The sequence below is a fragment of the Microcoleus sp. S13_C5 genome (genome assembly GCF_036700845.1).
Lineage (GTDB): Bacteria > Cyanobacteriota > Cyanobacteriia > Cyanobacteriales > Microcoleaceae > Microcoleus.
Genome location: NZ_JAUBPR010000006.1, coordinates 4,790 through 21,981, shown reverse-complemented (window position 1 = coordinate 21,981; position 17,192 = coordinate 4,790). Strand labels below are relative to the sequence as shown.

General features: G+C 43.1%; 17 protein-coding genes. 12 read left to right on the top strand and 5 right to left on the bottom strand.

Features of this window, described 5'->3' with window-relative positions; translation table 11 throughout:
• Window positions 1-173: 173 nt before the first annotated feature.
• Window positions 174-572, bottom strand: a complete 399-nt coding sequence (gene crcB, locus QUA04_RS03085) for a fluoride efflux transporter CrcB (RefSeq protein WP_333253657.1) — start codon at window positions 570-572, stop codon at window positions 174-176.
• Between the two features lie 125 nt (window positions 573-697).
• Here crcB and QUA04_RS03080 point away from each other — a divergent pair, with 125 nt between their 5' ends.
• The 5 genes from QUA04_RS03080 to vapC all read left to right on the top strand — a co-directional run bounded on the left by QUA04_RS03080 (window position 698) and on the right by vapC (window position 5,098).
• Window positions 698-1,327, top strand: coding sequence for a macro domain-containing protein (locus QUA04_RS03080; RefSeq protein WP_333253655.1), 630 nt, complete (start codon window positions 698-700; stop codon window positions 1,325-1,327).
• A gap of 381 nt (window positions 1,328-1,708) precedes the next feature.
• Window positions 1,709-2,314 carry a hypothetical protein gene (locus QUA04_RS03075; RefSeq protein ID WP_333253653.1) on the top strand — a complete coding sequence of 202 codons (606 nt, stop codon included), beginning with the start codon at window positions 1,709-1,711 and terminating at the stop codon, window positions 2,312-2,314.
• 163 nt (window positions 2,315-2,477) lie between these two features.
• The gene (gene aspS, locus QUA04_RS03070) at window positions 2,478-4,265 is read left to right on the top strand and encodes an aspartate--tRNA ligase (RefSeq protein ID WP_333253650.1); all 1,788 of its coding nucleotides are present in this window, start codon (window positions 2,478-2,480) and stop codon (window positions 4,263-4,265) included.
• A gap of 229 nt (window positions 4,266-4,494) precedes the next feature.
• Window positions 4,495-4,707: a type II toxin-antitoxin system VapB family antitoxin gene (locus QUA04_RS03065; protein WP_006633402.1), complete on the top strand. Its 213-nt coding sequence runs from the start codon at window positions 4,495-4,497 to the stop codon at window positions 4,705-4,707.
• Entirely contained in the window at window positions 4,694-5,098 is a 405-nt protein-coding gene (gene vapC / locus QUA04_RS03060) for a type II toxin-antitoxin system VapC family toxin (RefSeq protein WP_333253648.1), read from the top strand. The genes QUA04_RS03065 and vapC overlap by 14 nt, the downstream gene beginning before the upstream one ends.
• 31 nt (window positions 5,099-5,129) lie before the next feature.
• On the opposite strand, the gene vap15 is transcribed toward vapC, so the two are convergent.
• From vap15 to QUA04_RS29855, 3 genes are all read right to left on the bottom strand, one after another.
• Entirely contained in the window at window positions 5,130-5,366 is a 237-nt protein-coding gene (gene vap15 / locus QUA04_RS03055; RefSeq protein ID WP_333253644.1) for a type II toxin-antitoxin system VapB15 family antitoxin, read from the bottom strand.
• 302 nt (window positions 5,367-5,668) lie between these two features.
• The gene (locus tag QUA04_RS29860) at window positions 5,669-5,833 is read right to left on the bottom strand and encodes an NACHT C-terminal alpha/beta 1 domain-containing protein (RefSeq protein ID WP_445242280.1); all 165 of its coding nucleotides are present in this window, start codon (window positions 5,831-5,833) and stop codon (window positions 5,669-5,671) included.
• Window positions 5,790-5,939 carry a hypothetical protein gene (locus QUA04_RS29855; protein WP_445242279.1) on the bottom strand — a complete coding sequence of 50 codons (150 nt, stop codon included), beginning with the start codon at window positions 5,937-5,939 and terminating at the stop codon, window positions 5,790-5,792. The genes QUA04_RS29860 and QUA04_RS29855 overlap by 44 nt, the downstream gene beginning before the upstream one ends.
• A gap of 222 nt (window positions 5,940-6,161) precedes the next feature.
• Between QUA04_RS29855 and QUA04_RS03045 the strand changes: the two genes are divergently transcribed.
• From QUA04_RS03045 to QUA04_RS03030, 4 genes are read left to right on the top strand one after another with little or no spacing between them, the layout of a single operon-like run.
• Window positions 6,162-6,875: a hypothetical protein gene (locus QUA04_RS03045; RefSeq protein ID WP_333253639.1), complete on the top strand. Its 714-nt coding sequence runs from the start codon at window positions 6,162-6,164 to the stop codon at window positions 6,873-6,875.
• 3 nt (window positions 6,876-6,878) lie between these two features.
• A complete protein-coding gene (locus QUA04_RS03040) occupies window positions 6,879-7,511 on the top strand; it encodes a hypothetical protein (RefSeq protein WP_333253637.1) in 633 nt (210 codons plus the stop codon).
• Window positions 7,508-7,777, top strand: coding sequence for an ABC-three component system middle component 6 (locus QUA04_RS03035; protein ID WP_333162435.1), 270 nt, complete (start codon window positions 7,508-7,510; stop codon window positions 7,775-7,777). Before QUA04_RS03040 ends, QUA04_RS03035 begins: the two co-directional genes overlap by 4 nt.
• Window positions 7,774-9,528, top strand: coding sequence for an ABC-three component system protein (locus tag QUA04_RS03030; RefSeq protein WP_333253633.1), 1,755 nt, complete (start codon window positions 7,774-7,776; stop codon window positions 9,526-9,528). The genes QUA04_RS03035 and QUA04_RS03030 overlap by 4 nt, the downstream gene beginning before the upstream one ends.
• A gap of 51 nt (window positions 9,529-9,579) precedes the next feature.
• Here the strand turns inward: QUA04_RS03030 and QUA04_RS03025 are convergent, their stop codons facing one another.
• Window positions 9,580-10,722 (bottom strand): glycosyltransferase family 87 protein, encoded by a 1,143-nt coding sequence (locus QUA04_RS03025; protein ID WP_333253630.1) that lies wholly within the window; start codon window positions 10,720-10,722, stop codon window positions 9,580-9,582.
• A gap of 624 nt (window positions 10,723-11,346) precedes the next feature.
• Between QUA04_RS03025 and QUA04_RS03020 the strand changes: the two genes are divergently transcribed.
• From QUA04_RS03020 to QUA04_RS03010, 3 genes are all read left to right on the top strand, one after another.
• Window positions 11,347-12,537 carry a M20 family metallopeptidase gene (locus QUA04_RS03020; protein WP_333253629.1) on the top strand — a complete coding sequence of 397 codons (1,191 nt, stop codon included), beginning with the start codon at window positions 11,347-11,349 and terminating at the stop codon, window positions 12,535-12,537.
• 131 nt (window positions 12,538-12,668) lie between these two features.
• Window positions 12,669-14,048 carry an ATP-binding protein gene (locus tag QUA04_RS03015; protein ID WP_333253628.1) on the top strand — a complete coding sequence of 460 codons (1,380 nt, stop codon included), beginning with the start codon at window positions 12,669-12,671 and terminating at the stop codon, window positions 14,046-14,048.
• A 4-nt stretch (window positions 14,049-14,052) separates the two neighbouring features.
• Window positions 14,053-17,192 (top strand): nSTAND1 domain-containing NTPase (locus QUA04_RS03010; protein ID WP_445242277.1); only part of this gene is annotated, 3,140 nt, incomplete at its 3' end.

Genomic DNA, 17,192 nt, shown 5'->3' with positions numbered 1-17,192 from the left:
CCTCGTTAAAAGCTCTCCCTGTATTAGGTTAAGGGTGTGATAAAAAGATGTGGTAGGTATTGTCCACAATCCTGAGCTAAAATCGACTGACTGATGCTGTATGGGTGGAGAGTTTGCCTACAGTTGCATTATTTTTTTTAACGGGTATTATTTGCACCAACCGATTTTTTTATTTATTTGCCCACTCGCGCTAAAATGATGCCTAACTGAACTGCAATTACTCCTAGTATTGCACTGCCTGCCCAGTAAAAAGTGGCGATGCTGTAAGATTGATCGCGCCACAAGACATTCGTCTCTAAACCGTAAGTTGAAAAAGTAGTATAAGCTCCCAAAAAGCCCGTTGCTACCATTAACCGTACTTCCGACGGAATAGTCGCCACCTTTTCAAAAGCGATAGTCATAAAAAATCCCATAGCCAAGCAACCCGTAATGTTAATAAAAAAAGTTCCGTAGGGAAAAGCCGTCCCGAAACGATTGGCAAACCACAAGGTGATATAATACCGGCTCAAAGCGCCGGCAACGGCACCTAAACTAATTGCGATCGGGTGGCGGAGATTCGGGTCTTGCAGCATACAGCGATTTTAGATTAGCCTGGCATTGAGAGGAATTTTAGATTTACTGCGCTCCTGTAAAGTATTGTATGATTAAATTGGCGATCGCTCTGGCTGTTCGTAATTAAAGTATATAGAGAGTATTTATGCAAATTGTGCTAGTCGCCGTAGACGATGATTTAGTTAGAGCGTGGGAAAGCACTTGCGGCAATATGGAAAATGTAAAGATACACCGTGGCTCAATATTTGATGTGAAATGCGATGCTATTGTTAGTTCGGGGAATAGTTTTGGTTTCATGGATGAGGGCTTAGATTTAGAAATTTTGGAATATTTTGGAGGTCACGTTCAAGAACGCCTGCACAAACTAATTCAAACTCGCCATCACGGGGAACTCTTAGTAGGACTAGCAGAAGTTGTAGACACCGATCATGATGAAATTCCCTATTTAATAGCTGCCCCAATAAGGCGAGTTCCCACAGTTTTAAGAGAGACAGTAAATGTCTATCTAGCAACCCGCGCTATTTTAACTCTCGTAAAATTTGGCACAGTCCCAGACGGAACGCCAGTCAAACATATCATTGAAACTATCGCTATTCCCGGCATGGGTACGGGAATGGGCAAAGTCCCACCACATATCTGCGCCAATCAAATGAAAGTTGCGCTCGAAGATATCCTCTTATCTCAGTACGAATTTCCTCAATCTTTACTGCAGGCTCAAAGATGTCACCACTTGTTATATAAGGACGAGAGCGAAGATTTGCAGTTGGAAAATTGAAACTCTTAAATTTACCAGTTTTATTGGGGTGAGAAACCAAGTTTATTTGTGTGTGTTTTTTTAGGTATAGAGACTTATCACAAATTTAAGTGCGCTAAACCGTACCTAAAAGTTGGCGGTATCCTACACATGAGAGCAACTTTGGTAGATATAATGTAAGAGAACTGAGATCATTCCAACTAGGTAAGCGCGGATGCAAAAGTTGATATAGCTGGAAGAAGAATTGCCTAGTTCTTATTAAATGCCAGAATTCCTTCTGGCGCTATACGTACAAAGTCTGTATAAAAGACCACAATTCGTTCTGGCGCTACACCTACAAAGTCTGCATCCAGGGACTGTGAGATTTTTTGAAAATGTTTACTACCAGAGGAGAAGATTGATATGACAGATCCAAAAGTAACCGAGGAACCAATTTTAGAGGCAACTCTCGAAACGACGGCGATCGTCAAAAAAGAGATGCCCGACGCGACTGATGAGGCGATCGCAGAAACTGCGGCGCTGTTTGAAGCAATTAAAAAACGCGCGGCCGCCGAAGTGCAAGCAGCGGGCGAACTCACCCGCGAAGCTTATTTAAAAGCTGTGAATAAGGCCTCCGGGGCGATCGAAGAAAATAAGGATCTCGCCCACGAGAGAGTCACAGAAGCAGTCAGGCTGATTAAAAAAGAAGCTGACAAAAATTGGCTGGTGGTAGATGCGATTAAAACGCGGGCGCAAGCGCAGGTGCAAGAGGCCGGCGAAGTCAGTCGCGAAGCTTATTTGAAAGCAGTGCGACAAGCGCGAGAAGCGGTGGAACAAAATAAATTGATCGAACGCGATCGCATCGAACAAGCTGTTGACCACATTCACACGGAAGCTGAAAAGAATTGGCACGTTATTGTGAAGCAAATTGAGTCGATCGGCACTCGCTTGACGGATGCTGCTAAGTCTGCATGGACCGCGCTGACGGCGTTTTTTGACAAGTCTCACAGCGATCACGGGGATTCGTAGAAGGGCCAGCCGGGGGTTGTGAACTCCCAGCGGGTTGTTAGGGTAGTTAGCTTTGGAATTAATTCCAAAGCTAATGGCGATCGTGCGTGCATTTGCATTCAGCAGAAGTTTCAGGCATACTGCATAATTAAAAAGCTTTATTTTTAGTCCACAACCCCCAATTATGAGAAGTTACTACTGCGGCGAACTGCGAAGCAAACACATCGGAGAGACTGTCACCCTTTACGGCTGGGTGGATCGCCGCCGCGATCATGGCGGGGTGATTTTTCTGGATGTGCGCGATCGATCGGGTATCGTGCAAATTGTCAGCGATCCTGAACGCACCCCCGATTCCTATCACGGGGCTGAGGCTTTACGCAGCGAATACGTGGTTAAAATTACTGGGCGAGTCACCAGCCGCCCCGAAGAGTCCCTCAACCCGAAATTGCCTACGGGTGAGGTGGAAATTTATGCTGACGAAATTGAGTTGTTAAATGCGGTTCGCAAACAGTTACCGTTTCAGGTGGCGACGGCGGAAAATGAAAGCGTGCGGGAAGATTTGCGCCTGAAATATCGCTATTTGGACTTGCGGCGCGATCGTATGAGTCGCAATTTGCAGCTTCGCCACCAAGTTGTCAAAGCTATGCGCCGCCACCTGGAAGATGTGGGAGGTTTTATTGAAGTTGAAACACCGATTTTAACTCGATCGACTCCTGAAGGTGCGAGAGATTATTTAGTGCCCAGCCGCGTCAATTTGGGCGAATGGTACGCTTTGCCGCAGTCGCCACAATTGTTCAAACAATTGTTAATGGTTTCTGGTTTGGACAGATATTATCAAATTGCCCGCTGTTTCCGCGATGAAGATTTGCGCGCGGACAGACAGCCGGAATTCACACAATTAGACATGGAAATGAGTTTCATGTCTTTAGAAGAAATTCTCGAATTAAACGAAGGTTTAGTCTCCCAGATTTTCCAAAGTGTCAAAGGCGTAGAATTGCCTCGTCCTTTTCCGCGCTTGACTTACGCGGAAGCAATGGATCGCTACGGTAGCGACAAACCGGATACTCGCTTCGGTATGGAATTAGTCGATGTTTCCGATTTGATGAAAGATTCGGGATTTAAGGTATTTTCCGGGGCGGTTGCTGCAGGCGGAATTGTGAAAGTTTTGCCGATTCCGGGCGGGAATGATGCGATTTCTAATGTGCGGATTAAACCGGGCGGCGATTTGTTTAAGGAAGCCAGCGAAGCCGGTGCGAAGGGATTGGCTTACATTCGGGTGCGGGATAACGGCGAAATTGATACGATCGGCGCTATTAAGGATAATTTGACGGAAGCACAAAAACAGGAATTGCTCGATCGCACCGGCGCGCAACCAGGTCATTTGTTGTTATTCGCTGCGGCTGACGCGACAACAGTCAATAAGACTTTGGATAGATTGCGTTTGTTCGTGGGTAACGAATTGGGATTGATTGATAAAAACAAGATGAATCTGCTGTGGGTGACAGATTTCCCGATGTTTGAATGGAACGCTGACGAGAAGCGTTTGGAAGCATTGCATCACCCGTTTACTGCGCCGCATCCTGACGATATTAATGATTTGAAAACTGCGAGAGCTCAAGCTTACGACTTGGTGTTAAACGGCACAGAAGTGGGCGGTGGTTCTCTGCGGATTTATCAACGGGAAGTTCAGGAAAAGGTGTTTGAGGCGATCGGCTTATCGACTGAGGAAGCTTACAATAAGTTTGGCTTTTTGTTGGATGCGTTTGAGTATGGAACTCCGCCCCACGGAGGTATTGCTTACGGTTTGGATCGGTTGGTGATGCTGTTGGCTGGTGAGGAATCGATTCGCGATGTGATTGCGTTTCCGAAGACGCAGCAGGCGGGTTGTTTGCTGACGAATGCGCCGGCTGGGGTGGATGAGAAGCAGTTGAAGGAGTTGCAAGTGCGATCAACTTATACGCCCAAGTCATAAGTATGTAAAATACCTTGACAATTTAACTATTTGTAAATTCCTGACTTCTTAAAGAAGTCGGGAATCTGGGTAGTTCGAGTTTGGTGTCGTTGATGCAGAGGAGTTGGAGAGTTTGGTTGAGGTTGGTTTCGGTGAGTTGGGGAAACCAGGATTTGGGGAAGTTGGGCTAGGTTAAGGATTGGGTGTGGCTATGCCATAATGAATGAGAGAATGAAATCCACCATTAACCATGACAACCACCGTTGAACTTAACGAAGAATTGGTTAAAGAAGCCTTTCGCTTAACCAATTTCAAAACAGAAAAAGAATTGATTGACTTTGCTTTGCAAGAATTAATTCGCACCCGTAAAAAGCGGAACTTACTCGATTTAAGCGGACAAATTCAATTTTCGACTGACTACGACTACAAAGCTTTGCGGGAAAACCGAAATGTTTCTGATTGATACCTCAGTCTGGATCAGCGTTTTCCGCGACACGACAGGTGTAGTACGCCAATCCCTGGAAGCAATAATTAATGATGAAAGTATTTTTTTGAACCGATTTACTCAGATGGAACTTTTGCAAGGTTGCCGAGATGAACGGGAGTGGACACTATTAGAAACTTATCTCCAAGAACAAGACTACATCGAGTCTACGCCTAATACTTGGGTAGCGGCTGCTCGGATTTACTACGATTTGCAACGACAGGGGTTAACGGTTAGAAGTAGTATTGACTGCTGCATTGCCCAACTCGCGATCGAACACCAACTTATTCTAGTTCATAACGATCGCGATTTTGAAACTATTCAGAGGGTGCGATCGCTCAATTGCTTGCGCTTCCGGCCTGACAATTAATGAATATTGTTTGGAATCATAGTTAATTACTTTAATGGCTGGTTTTTCTGGCATGAATTTCGCTTCGGACTGCTTCTACTTCTTGGGTGATAGTTTCTAAAGAAAGCTTATCGGTTATAAATGACTCCAAAAGAGCTGTTAATTTACTGTTTAATACTTCTTTTTCAAGCTCTTGGCTTAACTGCAATTTTTCGGGATAGGGCAGTTGTTTGACTAGGGCTAAAATTTGCTCAAAGTTTAGGGAAAGTTGATAGTTGGCTAGAGTCATTGTTCGTTATGTTTAGGGCTTGTCGATATTTTATCTCAAATTTTTGGATTGAGGATGGCTTTAATAGTGCTCGACGCATGGGTGGCTAGAAACCGGGTTTTTTTCGAGAATACTGCGTTACAGCGACAGAACCGACTAAAAACCCGGTTTCTTTGGTTTGCGGGTAGTCAGAAACCGGGTTTTTTTTCGAGAATACTGCATCCCGACCTTTAACTAAAGTGAAAAACCCGGTTTCTTTGGTTTTGATGCGTAACTCCCGACTGTCATAACTTAGGACTCTAGATGAAGTCGTTTGAGCCAGTTTACGACAGTTTGAAGTAAATCGGGGTCATGGGGGAGAAGGTTTGCAGGGGTGGATGAGGTGTGTCGGTGATGAGACAGATAGTACCGTCGAAGCGGCTGAGGGCATTGAGGAATGTTGGGCTAAAACCTTGGGCGGCGGCGGATGTGGGGTCTTCGTAGAAAATGAGGATGGGGTGGAAAGTCCCAGTCTAGGAGTTGCCAGTAAATTTTGAGTTCCGTGAGGGTGCGGGGTGTGCCTTCTGTGGATTTGGGGCAGTGGTGTTTTTTGATTAGTTGCAGGTAGATGTCGGCGGATTGGGGTCACGAAGTTTGCGTGTGAATTGCACAGGAATCACTTGAAACCGGTTTTTTAGGAAACTACTTGGTTCTAGTCCTTTATTCTAGTTGAAAAACACGGTTTCTGAGCGTATGGGTGCGATCGCAGATCCGAACACGTGCGTTAAGTGCTACATTATTTACAAATCTTTTTTGTAAAAGCAAAAGGCTGATCCAATGGACCAATCCAACCTTACCCGGCGACTGAAAGACTTGGAAGACAATATTAAACTAGATTCCGCTTTACTCAAAAACTACGAAGATGAGTTACGTTATGAAGATGATCCGCGTCGCAAGAGTAAATATAATCGAGCAATTGAGGAATTAAGGGAATCAGCGAATTGCCATCAGCAGGAATACGATCGACTGCATCAGCAGATAACTGGTGAACCAACTGTAAAAATGCAGAGCGTAGCTATCCAGTTACAACAGATGAACAACGGATTAGACCGATTATATGCTGGGCAGAAAGCTATTTATGGAAACATTAACCACCTGCGACAGGGATTACTAGCCCATTATGAGGCGGGTGAAAAAAATATTATTTCTGCAATCACAAATCAGTTGAATGAATCTCAAGTGACTACCATTTCTGCTTTGTTAGATGCAATAGAAGCTAACCAAGTGTCAGATGCAGAAATGCAGAAAATTTTACCGATTATCCAGGAGGGTTTAATTATATTACAACAACGCGGCGTTACTCTACCTGTTAGTCAGGAAGAGATCGCCGAAGTGATTAATGCACCTCAAATGGATTTTAAGCATAGATTAAAGGTTGCGGTGCCTATTATTCCTTTTATCTTGGACTATGAAGGTGAATTAGAACTAGGTACAGGGATAAATCTCAAAGAAGCTTTGAAACAATTTAGGGCGCGGCTTATAGGAGGGTAAATAGTGGAACCGCACCATCAACGTAAGCAGGATTTAGAAGAAAATATAAAAGCGGAATTAACACTACTGAAGGAATTAGAAGAGGATTTGCGTTTGGCTGAAGACCCCAAGCAAAAAAGAAAATTCAAAAAGGAAATCAAGGAAGTAAAAAGTAGGATTACTGATCATGAAAACGAATCATCTTCCCTAGAGCCAAGTCCACAAGAGCAAGCTTCTCTTGTTAGCGCAATGACAAATATTACTTTCAAAGAATTGGATCTAGTAACACTGGGAATTATTTGTATGCCTATACCTTCTGAGCCTAACTTCTTCGTTCTTCCCCCAGTAGAAAAAATGTTGAAGAATCAACTTAATAGAGATGCTCAATCAAGACTCATGACAGGAGTAATCCAAGCCAGGATGGTTAGCAGTTTTGTCGAGTACATGGTTAATCTAATACCTGACTTTCCAGAAAAGCTAAAAGCAGGATTTGTAAGGGAGTATCAAAGACTCCGAGCAACAGGATTAGAGGGAAATGAGCTATTTAATGCCTTACATACATTTTCTTGCAATGGTAGCTCAGACTACGATCTAAAAGCAGCAGGCTTAGCAGTTCTTTACTATCTTTTTGAAAAGTGCGAGGTGTTTGAAAGATGACTCTATCTACAGAGACAGCTTCTAGCTATAACTACTCAAGGATTTTACCGACAAAACACATCTCTACCGGTAAATCGCTGTTGGGGGTAGGTGCTAAAATAATAGAACACTTGCACGATCCACGTACAGTCTCGTCACTTTGGAGTGCTGTTTCGACAATACCGGAAGTCGCAACCTTTGAACGGTTTGTTTTGACTCTGGATATCCTATACGCTATTGGAGCAATTGAAATGGATGCAGGAATACTTCGTAGGAGTCGTCGATGATTCGTGCTATTCGTTGTAATCATACTTCATTTAAAACTGTCGAGTTTAGGCCCGGCTTTAATGTAGTATTGGCCGATCGTACAGAAGAGTCTGGGAGCAAAGACTCTCGTAATGGTTTAGGTAAATCAACTCTAATTGAAATAATTCACTTTTGCTTAGGCTCTACATTACAAAAAGCTAAAGGACTGGATTCTAGAAATTTACGAGGTTGGGCATTTAGCCTAGAGTTGACACTTTCTGATCAAGTTATTACAGTAACTAGAAATACTGCTGACAAGTCAAAGGTAGTAATTGAAGGAGATACTACTTCCTGGCCAATTCAGCCAAAAGAAAAAGAAGGGCAAAGAGTTCTGAGCCTGATACAATGGAAGGCAATACTAGGAAACCTTTGGTTTGGTTTGCCAAGTGATAATAATGAAGATAAAAAATTCCAACCTACGTTTAGAGGTCTAATTTCTTATTTTATCCGCCGTGGACGAGACGCCTTTTCTACTCCCTTTGAACATCACAGAAAGCAGTTTGATTGGGAGAAGCAAGTTAATAATGCTTTTTTACTAGGTTTGGCTTGGGAAGATGCGAGAGATTTACAACTTTTAAAAGATCAAAAAAAATTACTAGATGATATAAAAAAACTCAAAAAAGACACAGATACAGGAGTTGCAATTGGCATATTTGGTTCTCTAGGTGAACTCGAAGCTTTAAAAGTTCAAGTCGAGTCACAGTTACGCGAGAGAAAACAAACCTTAAGTAATTTTCGCGTAGCTTCTCAATACCACGAACTAGAGGCTAATGCTAATCGGTTGACTGCGGAAATTCATGAAGCCACTAATAATAATATTGCCAATAAAAAAATATTAGAATTTTATCAATCTAGCCTGGAAGCAGAAAATGAACCCTCCCCAGATGATGTAACTCATATATACGAAAGTGTCGGTATTGAACTCCCGGGTTTGGTAGTTAGAAGATTGGAAGAAGTAGAAATCTTTCATCGTAGACTTATCGAAAATCGTCGCGATTTTCTATCGACTGAAATTGAGCGTCTCAGGAGAGATGTATCATCTAGAGAACTTCTCATACGTGAAAAAACCGAACAACGTGCTTCTTTATTGGAAGTGCTACAAACACATGGTGCTTTAGAAGAGTACACAAGACTCCAAGAACTTTATCTAGAAATTGTATCTAATCTAAATGAAATTAATAAACGCATAGAAGAATTAAATAAGTTTGAAGAAGGAAAAAGTGCTTTAAAGATTGAAAAAGAACGCTTACTACAACGCGCACGTCGTGACTATCAAGAACGACGTGTTCAAGCAGAAAAAGCTAGAGATCTATTCAATACAAACTCTCGGTTTCTTTACGATGCCCCAGGAAGGTTAATTATTAATGTAGGCGACAATGGTTTTCAGTTCAATGTAGAGATTAGCCGTGATGGCAGCGAAGGTATCGATAACATGAAAATATTTTGTTATGACTTAATGCTGGCACAGCTTTGGTCTGAACGCGATCCTTCACCACGTATATTAATTCATGACAGTACCATTTTTGATGGTGTTGATGAGAGACAAGTGAGATTTGCTCTTGAATTGGCCGATAGAGAATCTAGAAAATGTGGCTTTCAATATATCTGTACTTTAAATTCAGATAGGGTTCCATACTCCGAGTTTGCAAAAGATTTTAATTTTGATTCTTTTGTAAGACTTAGACTGACAGACGAAAGTGATGAGAGTGGACTACTAGGCATTCCCTTTTAGAGATATTCTTTGGCTCTTCTACAAATATTTTGATCCGGTTTTGTTTTTCCTCTAACCCGAAACCCGATCCAAAGGGTCAAATTCAGCAACCTGTTTTTGACTAAGAGAGGTAATTGCTAAGACTAAAACACTTAACGTAAGGCCTAAAATCGCATAATTCGGTAGTGAAAAAATAGTTACTTTAAACAAATAAGGCAATTCCCCCCCCTTCCAGTTCCACCGCTTTCCTAGAAACACCAACAGCCCGCCATGAATCACAGCGGTTTGCACCATGACACAGCCCGCCGCCAATAACCAAACCGACATTCTTTGCCTAGAGAAGGCACAATTTTTAATCTGAAAACATAAATCATTCAGCAAAAAAACCACCGCCGGTGCTAACATCACAGAACTGGTGGGCTGAGAATAGTTGATAGCAATACTCAAAGTGGAAATTAGCACCATTTCAGATAAGTCAACTTTTTTTGACCAAGCATTGCGAGATTGTTTTTTGTAAAAATACCAACTCACTAAACCAACTAGCACCAGAATAATCAAGTCAGAAAATAGCTTCGCCACGAAGGGACTATCGGGGAAAAATCTCGGTCCCATAACCCTTAAATCAAGGCGACTCATAGAAATATAAGCATTATTCGATGGATCATTGAGCCAGAGTGGAAATCCACGAGTCGCATCCTGTATAAATCCTGTTAAGGAATTGCCGGTTACAGCTAGACCTATAACTGCCAAAAAAGTTACCGTCACTAGAGACATAAAAACTAGCTGAAACCGTCTTTTGATTAAAAAATAAGGAATAAACAATATAACTAAAGTTGGTTTAAAAAGGGCAATTCCTAATAAAACTCCTGCAATTACCTCCTGATTCTTTCTAGCATATATAAACATCCATAACAGCAGAACGGCAATAAAACTTGCCACATTGCCCACTTGAAGATCGAAGACAAAACCGTAGAGGAATGCAACTGATATACTACAAATAGCCCTAAAAGCTCGTGAGTGCGACACCAACAAGATATTCGCTCCCCATAAAACACAACCTGTGGCAATAAGATGCAGCCAAGTCCAGATTGTGAATGCAGTCTTCATGGGGAAATAGCCCAAAAACCACAGCGGAGGAATGATATTAGGTGGATAAACAAAAGATGGAATAAACCCACACACTTTTGTGATGCTACAGAAACCGAGGTTAAACACCCCGACATTAAAGGGACTCAAATGCTGATGGGTTAATCTACTCGCTACATAAAACCACTTAAAATCCCAGTAAGGCGGATCGGGCCGATTAGTCAGATTGTAAACCAACCAACCGGTATAACAGAGAAATCGGGTGAGAACTAATACAATAACTGCTTGCAAAATAAAGTTAACGATAGGTTGACGAAAAAACTGAGTCAACCTTTCGATAGAAGGATCTTTTAAAAATAAAGAATCTTGCCATGCTGCTTTTTCGCTATCTAATCGCCAATTAAGTTTGAGAAACGAAGCGACTGTAATTATAATAATCACATTCCACCATCCAAAAGTAATCATAGGAAATAATTTTAATAAGTTTCCTGTTTGATGATATCACAACCAGAGATTATCAAATAAAAATCAGGTTTGAACCTAGGATATTGAATTTTGTTCCCGGTTTATGCCTCTATTCTCTCTCTTTTCTCTGCGCCCTCTGCGGTTAGAAAAAAAATCTTATTTACAAACAAAATAGGATTGCTATCTAAAAGCCCGATCGCACTTTTGTCCCTTATAACCCTGTTCACCCCCAAACATATGCGTTAACCTAGTTGACTACAGCTTGTACCGCACTCCCCAACTAAATTCATGCTTCCCCGCATCAAAGAATTAGCCGCCACCCTAGCACCCCGCTTAATCGAAATTCGCCGCCACATCCACTCCCACCCCGAACTCAGCGGTCAAGAATATCAAACCGCCGCCTACGTAGCCGGAGTTCTGGCTTCCAGCGGAGTCCGCGCGATCGAAGGAATCGGCAAAACAGGAGTGCTCGGCGAACTCAAAGGCCACAGCAGCGAGTCCCGCTGGCTGGCAATTCGCACCGATATGGACGCTTTGCCGATTCAAGAACGCACTAACTTAGAATTTGCCTCCCGCAACGAGGGAGTCATGCACGCCTGCGGCCACGACATCCACACCACGGTCGGTTTGGGCGCAGCAATGATATTGTCTCAGCTAGGGGAAAAATTGCCCGGTCACGTCCGCTTCTTGTTTCAGCCTGCAGAAGAGATTGCCCAAGGTGCTCAATGGATGATTAAAGACGGGGCGATGCAAGATGTTGACGGCATCCTCGGAGTGCACGTTTTCCCGACGATTCCCGGCGGTTGCATCGGTATCCGCCACGGGGCCCTGACGGCGGCGGCAGATGACATAGAATTGATTGTGATGGGCGAATCCGGCCACGGTGCGCGTCCCCACGAGGCGATCGACGCAATTTGGATTGCTTCTCAGATAATTACCACTTTGCAGCAGGCAATTAGCCGCACGCAAAATCCTTTGAGGCCGCTGGTTTTGACGATCGGGCAAATTAACGGCGGACGAGCGCCGAACGTGATTGCCGATCGAGTAAAATTATTGGGAACCGTGCGATCGCTCCATCCGGAAACCCACGAAAACCTGCCGGCTTGGATCGAACAAATTGTTTCTAGCGTTTGCGGGACTTACGGCGCTAAGTACGAACTCACCTACAAGCGCGGCGTGCCCGGAGTCCAAAACGACCCAAAACTCACCCAATTAGTCGAAACTGCGGCTTTAGAAGCTTTAGGTCGATCGCGCGTCCAGATTTTACCAGAACCATCCCTCGGGGCGGAAGATTTTTCGATGTACTTAGAACACGCACCGGGAACCATGTTTCGCTTAGGAGTGGGACTGACTGACAAACCGAACTATCCCCTCCATCACCCGCAATTTGAGGTCGATGAATCTGCGATCGTCACCGGCGCTGTCACCTTGGCCTATGCCGCCTACCAATATTGGAAACAGCATCCCGGTTCACACTAATAGTCTTCGACGTATGGGTGGTCAGCTAACTAACCGTAGGCTGCTTAGCGGGAAAATTGTTTTGTCTCTGGTAATAACATTCAGCCCTGACCCACCCTACAATAACTACAAAAACTAATTTAGAAAATTTTATGAACCTAGATTTCGATCGATTCTGCGACGCCTGCAACCCCAGTCACTCCCTGATGTTGGGCAATGCCGAAGATCAGCGCTACTACATTGATTTTGCTGAGGTGCGCGGCGGAAAAGTTATTAACATACTCAAACGGACAATTACCCGTCTGGCACGAGATAAACCGACTTGCCAATTGTTTACCGGACATATTGGTTGTGGCAAGTCTACTGAATTGTCGCGGCTGGAAAAAGAGTTGACAGATGAGGGGTTTCATGTAGTTTACTTCGAGTCAACACAAGACCTCGATGAAATGGATCTCGATTTGACAGATATCATGTTAGCGATCGCCCGGCGAGTCACCCAAAGTTTGGAAGAGGGCAAAATTTCCTTGCAGCCCCAGCGTTTTAAAGAATTCTTAAAAAATAGTTGGGATTTTTTACAAACCCCTGTGACCTTAGAAGCTGAAGGAGAACTTTTTGGTAGCAAATATAAGGGCAATACAGACGGAAATCTGGAAGTCTCTCTGCCTTTAGGCATCGCCAAAATAACTGCCAAAACCAAAAGCAATCCCGACTTGCGATCTAAACTGAGACAGTACATGGAACCGCAAGCTAATAAAATGTTAGAACTGATTAATCAAGAAATTATTGATGTAGCAATTAATCAGCTAAAGCAGCGGGGTAAAAAAGGATTGGTGGTGATAGTTGACAACTTAGACAGGATAGTTTCTCGACCCAATGCAGCGGGGCGACTGTTGCCAGAATATATCTTTATTGACCGGGGCGATCAGTTGCGGCAACTGAATTGCCATTTAGTTTATACCCTGCCGCTGGGATTGATTTTTGGCAATGAAAGTGAAATTTTGAAAAATCGATTGGGAGGGGGAGTTGACCCGAAAGTTTTGCCGATGGTACCAGTAAAGAATAGAGACGGCAGCGAATGTGTTGAGGGGATGAATTTGCTGCGGCGCATGGTGATGTCGCGGGCTTTCCCTGATGTGTCGCCAGAGAAATATATTACATTAATTACCGAAGTTTTTGACAGTCCTGAAACTTTAGATGAATTGTGCCGAGTCAGCGGAGGTCATCTGCGAAACTTGATGGGGATGCTGTTTGGTTGCTTGCAGCAAGATGACCCTCCTATTTCGCAAAATGTGTTGAAATCAGTGATTCGCAGTTCCCGCGACACTCTGATTCGCGGCATTGATAATGATGAGTGGGAGTTACTGTTTAAGGTGGTGAAAGAACAAAGCATTAACGGAGATAAAGAATACCAAGATTTGCTGCGAAACCTGTGGGTTTTTGAATATGCAGACCCTCAAGGAAATTGGTTTGCTTTGAATCCGCTGTTGATGGAAACTGACAAATTTAAGCTGTGGCAGCAGCAAAATTCGTGAGATTATGATAAACTCAAATCTAGCAGAAGATATTGCCTCAGAAAATGAGCGATCGCTCTCTACTTTGGTACGGACGATCGCCCGATTTCAAAGAAAGTTTTCTTTAACTATAGTGCGCTGCAATTATGCTAGCTTGCGTTCTGCTATGCTGGAAAAGCTGCGCGATCGCTCGACTGTTGAATATCAAGAATTAGCCCTCGAACCTGCGACTAAAACACTTTATCAAACCATTCTCAATGCCGTCCAAGAGCAACCGCCGAAAGCTTTGATAGTTGTTGGTATAGAATCGGTGGTGGCGATTGATGACCTGTTAGCGGGGGCTAATAGAGCGCGAGACCAATTCAAACAAGATTTTGCTTTTCCGTTAATATTATGGGTGACGGATACTGTACTGTCTAAATTCAGTCGATCGGCTAACGATCTGAAGTCTTGGGCTCCTCCTCCCATTCAGTTTACCATGCCGCCCGATGATTTGATGAATTTGTTGCAACACCAAGCAAGTCAAGCTTTTGCTGATGTTGAGAATTTCAAATTAGATGACTGTGAAGTTGAGTCGCTGAAGCATGACCTGCTAAATGCAGCATTAGACCAGGAATTACAAGCTAGTTGGCAATTTATTCGCGGTTTAGTTGAATTTAAGACAAATCAAATAGATTCATCACTCGAACATTATCAGCAAAGTTTGACATTTTGGCAGCAAAATCACCAGTTAGAAAGACATGGAATTGTCTGCCAGAAAATTGGTCAAGCTTACAACCGCAAAGCTGAATTACAGCGGGCAGGAAATCACAATTATTGGCAAGAAGCTAGAAAGTATTTACAGCAATCTCTGGAGAGTTTTGAGCAAGCACAGCGACATGATTTAGCTGCGAAATGTATTAGCCAACTCTGCGAAGTGCTGCGACTTTTACAAGCTTGGGAAGAGTTAGAAAATTTAGCTAAAAAAGCCTTAGAAATTCACGAAAATTACGGCACTCCGAGTCAAGTAGCTGAAGATTACGGCTTTTTGGCTGAGGTGGCGCTGCAACAATCTCAGTGGGAAAAAGCTTGCGAATCGGCTAAATTAGCATTGTCGGTTTTGGAACAAGCAGGAATAAATAAAAAAGAGACTGGTTTGTATCTGCTACTTTTGGCAAAAGGGCAGCGAAATCTTATCCCCTGTTCGACAGTTAACCCCCCGCAGCCCGCCCTTGCTAAGGGGGGGAGTCAGTCAGTTTTTTCCCCTCTTGAGATTATAGAAACTTTAACACAAGGGAAACTAATTACCCAGCCTCAAGATGATGTGCAGCTTTATGTGAGGATTTTAGAAGAGTTGAGAACTCTGTATTTTGAGCAAGGCGAATATTTAAAAGCCTTTGATATCAAACTCGAACAACAAGCAGTTAAAAGCAAATATGGGTTGCAAGCTTTTATTGGTGCCAGCCGCTTGCAGTCGCCGCAACAAATAATTGACATCGGTTTAGAATCCGGTAAGTCAAAAGCTAAAATTGTTGAGGAAATTGAAGCAGCTTCCGGGCGATCGCGCGATATTAAAGAGATAAGTAAACGGATACGTACACCTGCTTGCAAGCTGACGATCGTTCACGGACAATCTGGGGTAGGAAAAAGTTCGATAATTCAGGCATGGTTAGTTCCGGCACTGCAACTGACAACTTTTGAAGCGCGGGACGTATTGCCTATTTTATTGCAATCATATCATGATTGGGTGAGGGATTGCGGTGAGTGTTTGAAAGCAGGAATTGAACAATTAAAAGCTGTGAATTTGTCAGAGGCTATCGACACCCCAACAGCTATTTTAAAACAGTTGCAACTGAATCAAGACCGTAATTTATTAACTGTATTAATCTTTGACCAGTTTGAGGAATTTTTCTTTGCTTATCGAGATCCCAATGGTAGGCGAGAGTTATATGATTTTCTGGCTGAATGTTTAAATCGGATTAGCGACCTCAAAATTATCCTGTCGCTGCGGGAAGATTATCTTTTCTACTTGTTAGAGTTCAATCGCGCCACCAATTTATCAATAATTGATAACGACATTCTCACGAAAAAACTCTGCTATTACTTGGGAAATTTCTCCATTTCAGATGCGAAAGCTATTGTTCAAACATTAACAAAAGGCTCTCAATTTTACTTGGACGATGATTTGGCAAACGCACTGATAGCAGATTTAGCAGGTGAAGTGGGAGAAGTACGGCCGATCGAACTTCAAGTCGTGGGAATGCAACTGGAAAAAAAGCAGATTACTCGACTGAGTGAATATCAGCAACTTGGCAGTCAGGCTAAGGTCAAACTGGTTGAGGAATTTTTAGCAGAAGTTATCGACGACTGTGGCAAGGAGAATAAAGACATTGCCGAACTTGTCTTGTATTTGCTGACGGATGAAAACAACACTCGTCCTCAGAAAACTTTGGTTGAATTAGCAGCAGATTTAGGAAGCGAGGCAGAAAAATTCAAGTTAGTTTTAGAGATTGTCGTTAAATCGGGATTGGTGTTAGAAGTGCCAGCAACTCCGATTGAACGTTACCAAATTGTCCACGATTATTTAGTGCCTTTTATCCGCAAACAGCGCGGTGCGGAATTACTAGAATTACGCCAAAAGCTCAAGCAGACTGAAACTGAAAAGCAGATATTAGCAGAGGCGCGGCAGAAAGCAGAACAGTTGTTAGCAACAGCACAAAAATTGACTGAATTAGAGCGATTGGCAAGTGATGCTTTGAGACAGTTTGAGTCTAGCAATAATAAAATAGAGGCTTTAATCTCAGCCGTAAATACTGGAAAAGAACTTAAAGCTACAGTCAAAGACGTTCGTTCTCTCACAGATTACCCGATATCTACTCCCCAAATTGCTCTAAGTCAGATTCTCGACAACATCCGAGAAAAAAATCGGTTTAAAGGACATCAAAGTGCGGTATGGAGTGTCAGTTTTAGTCCCGACGGCAAATACATCGCTACGGCATCATCGGACAATACAGCCCGGTTGTGGGATTTAACAGGCAAGTTGATACAAGAATTTAAAGGACATCAAGATAGAGTAGGGAGTGTCAGTTTTAGTCCCGACGGCAAATACATCGCTACGGCATCATCGGACAATACAGCCCGGTTGTGGGATTTAACAGGCAAGTTGATACAAGAATTTAAAGGACA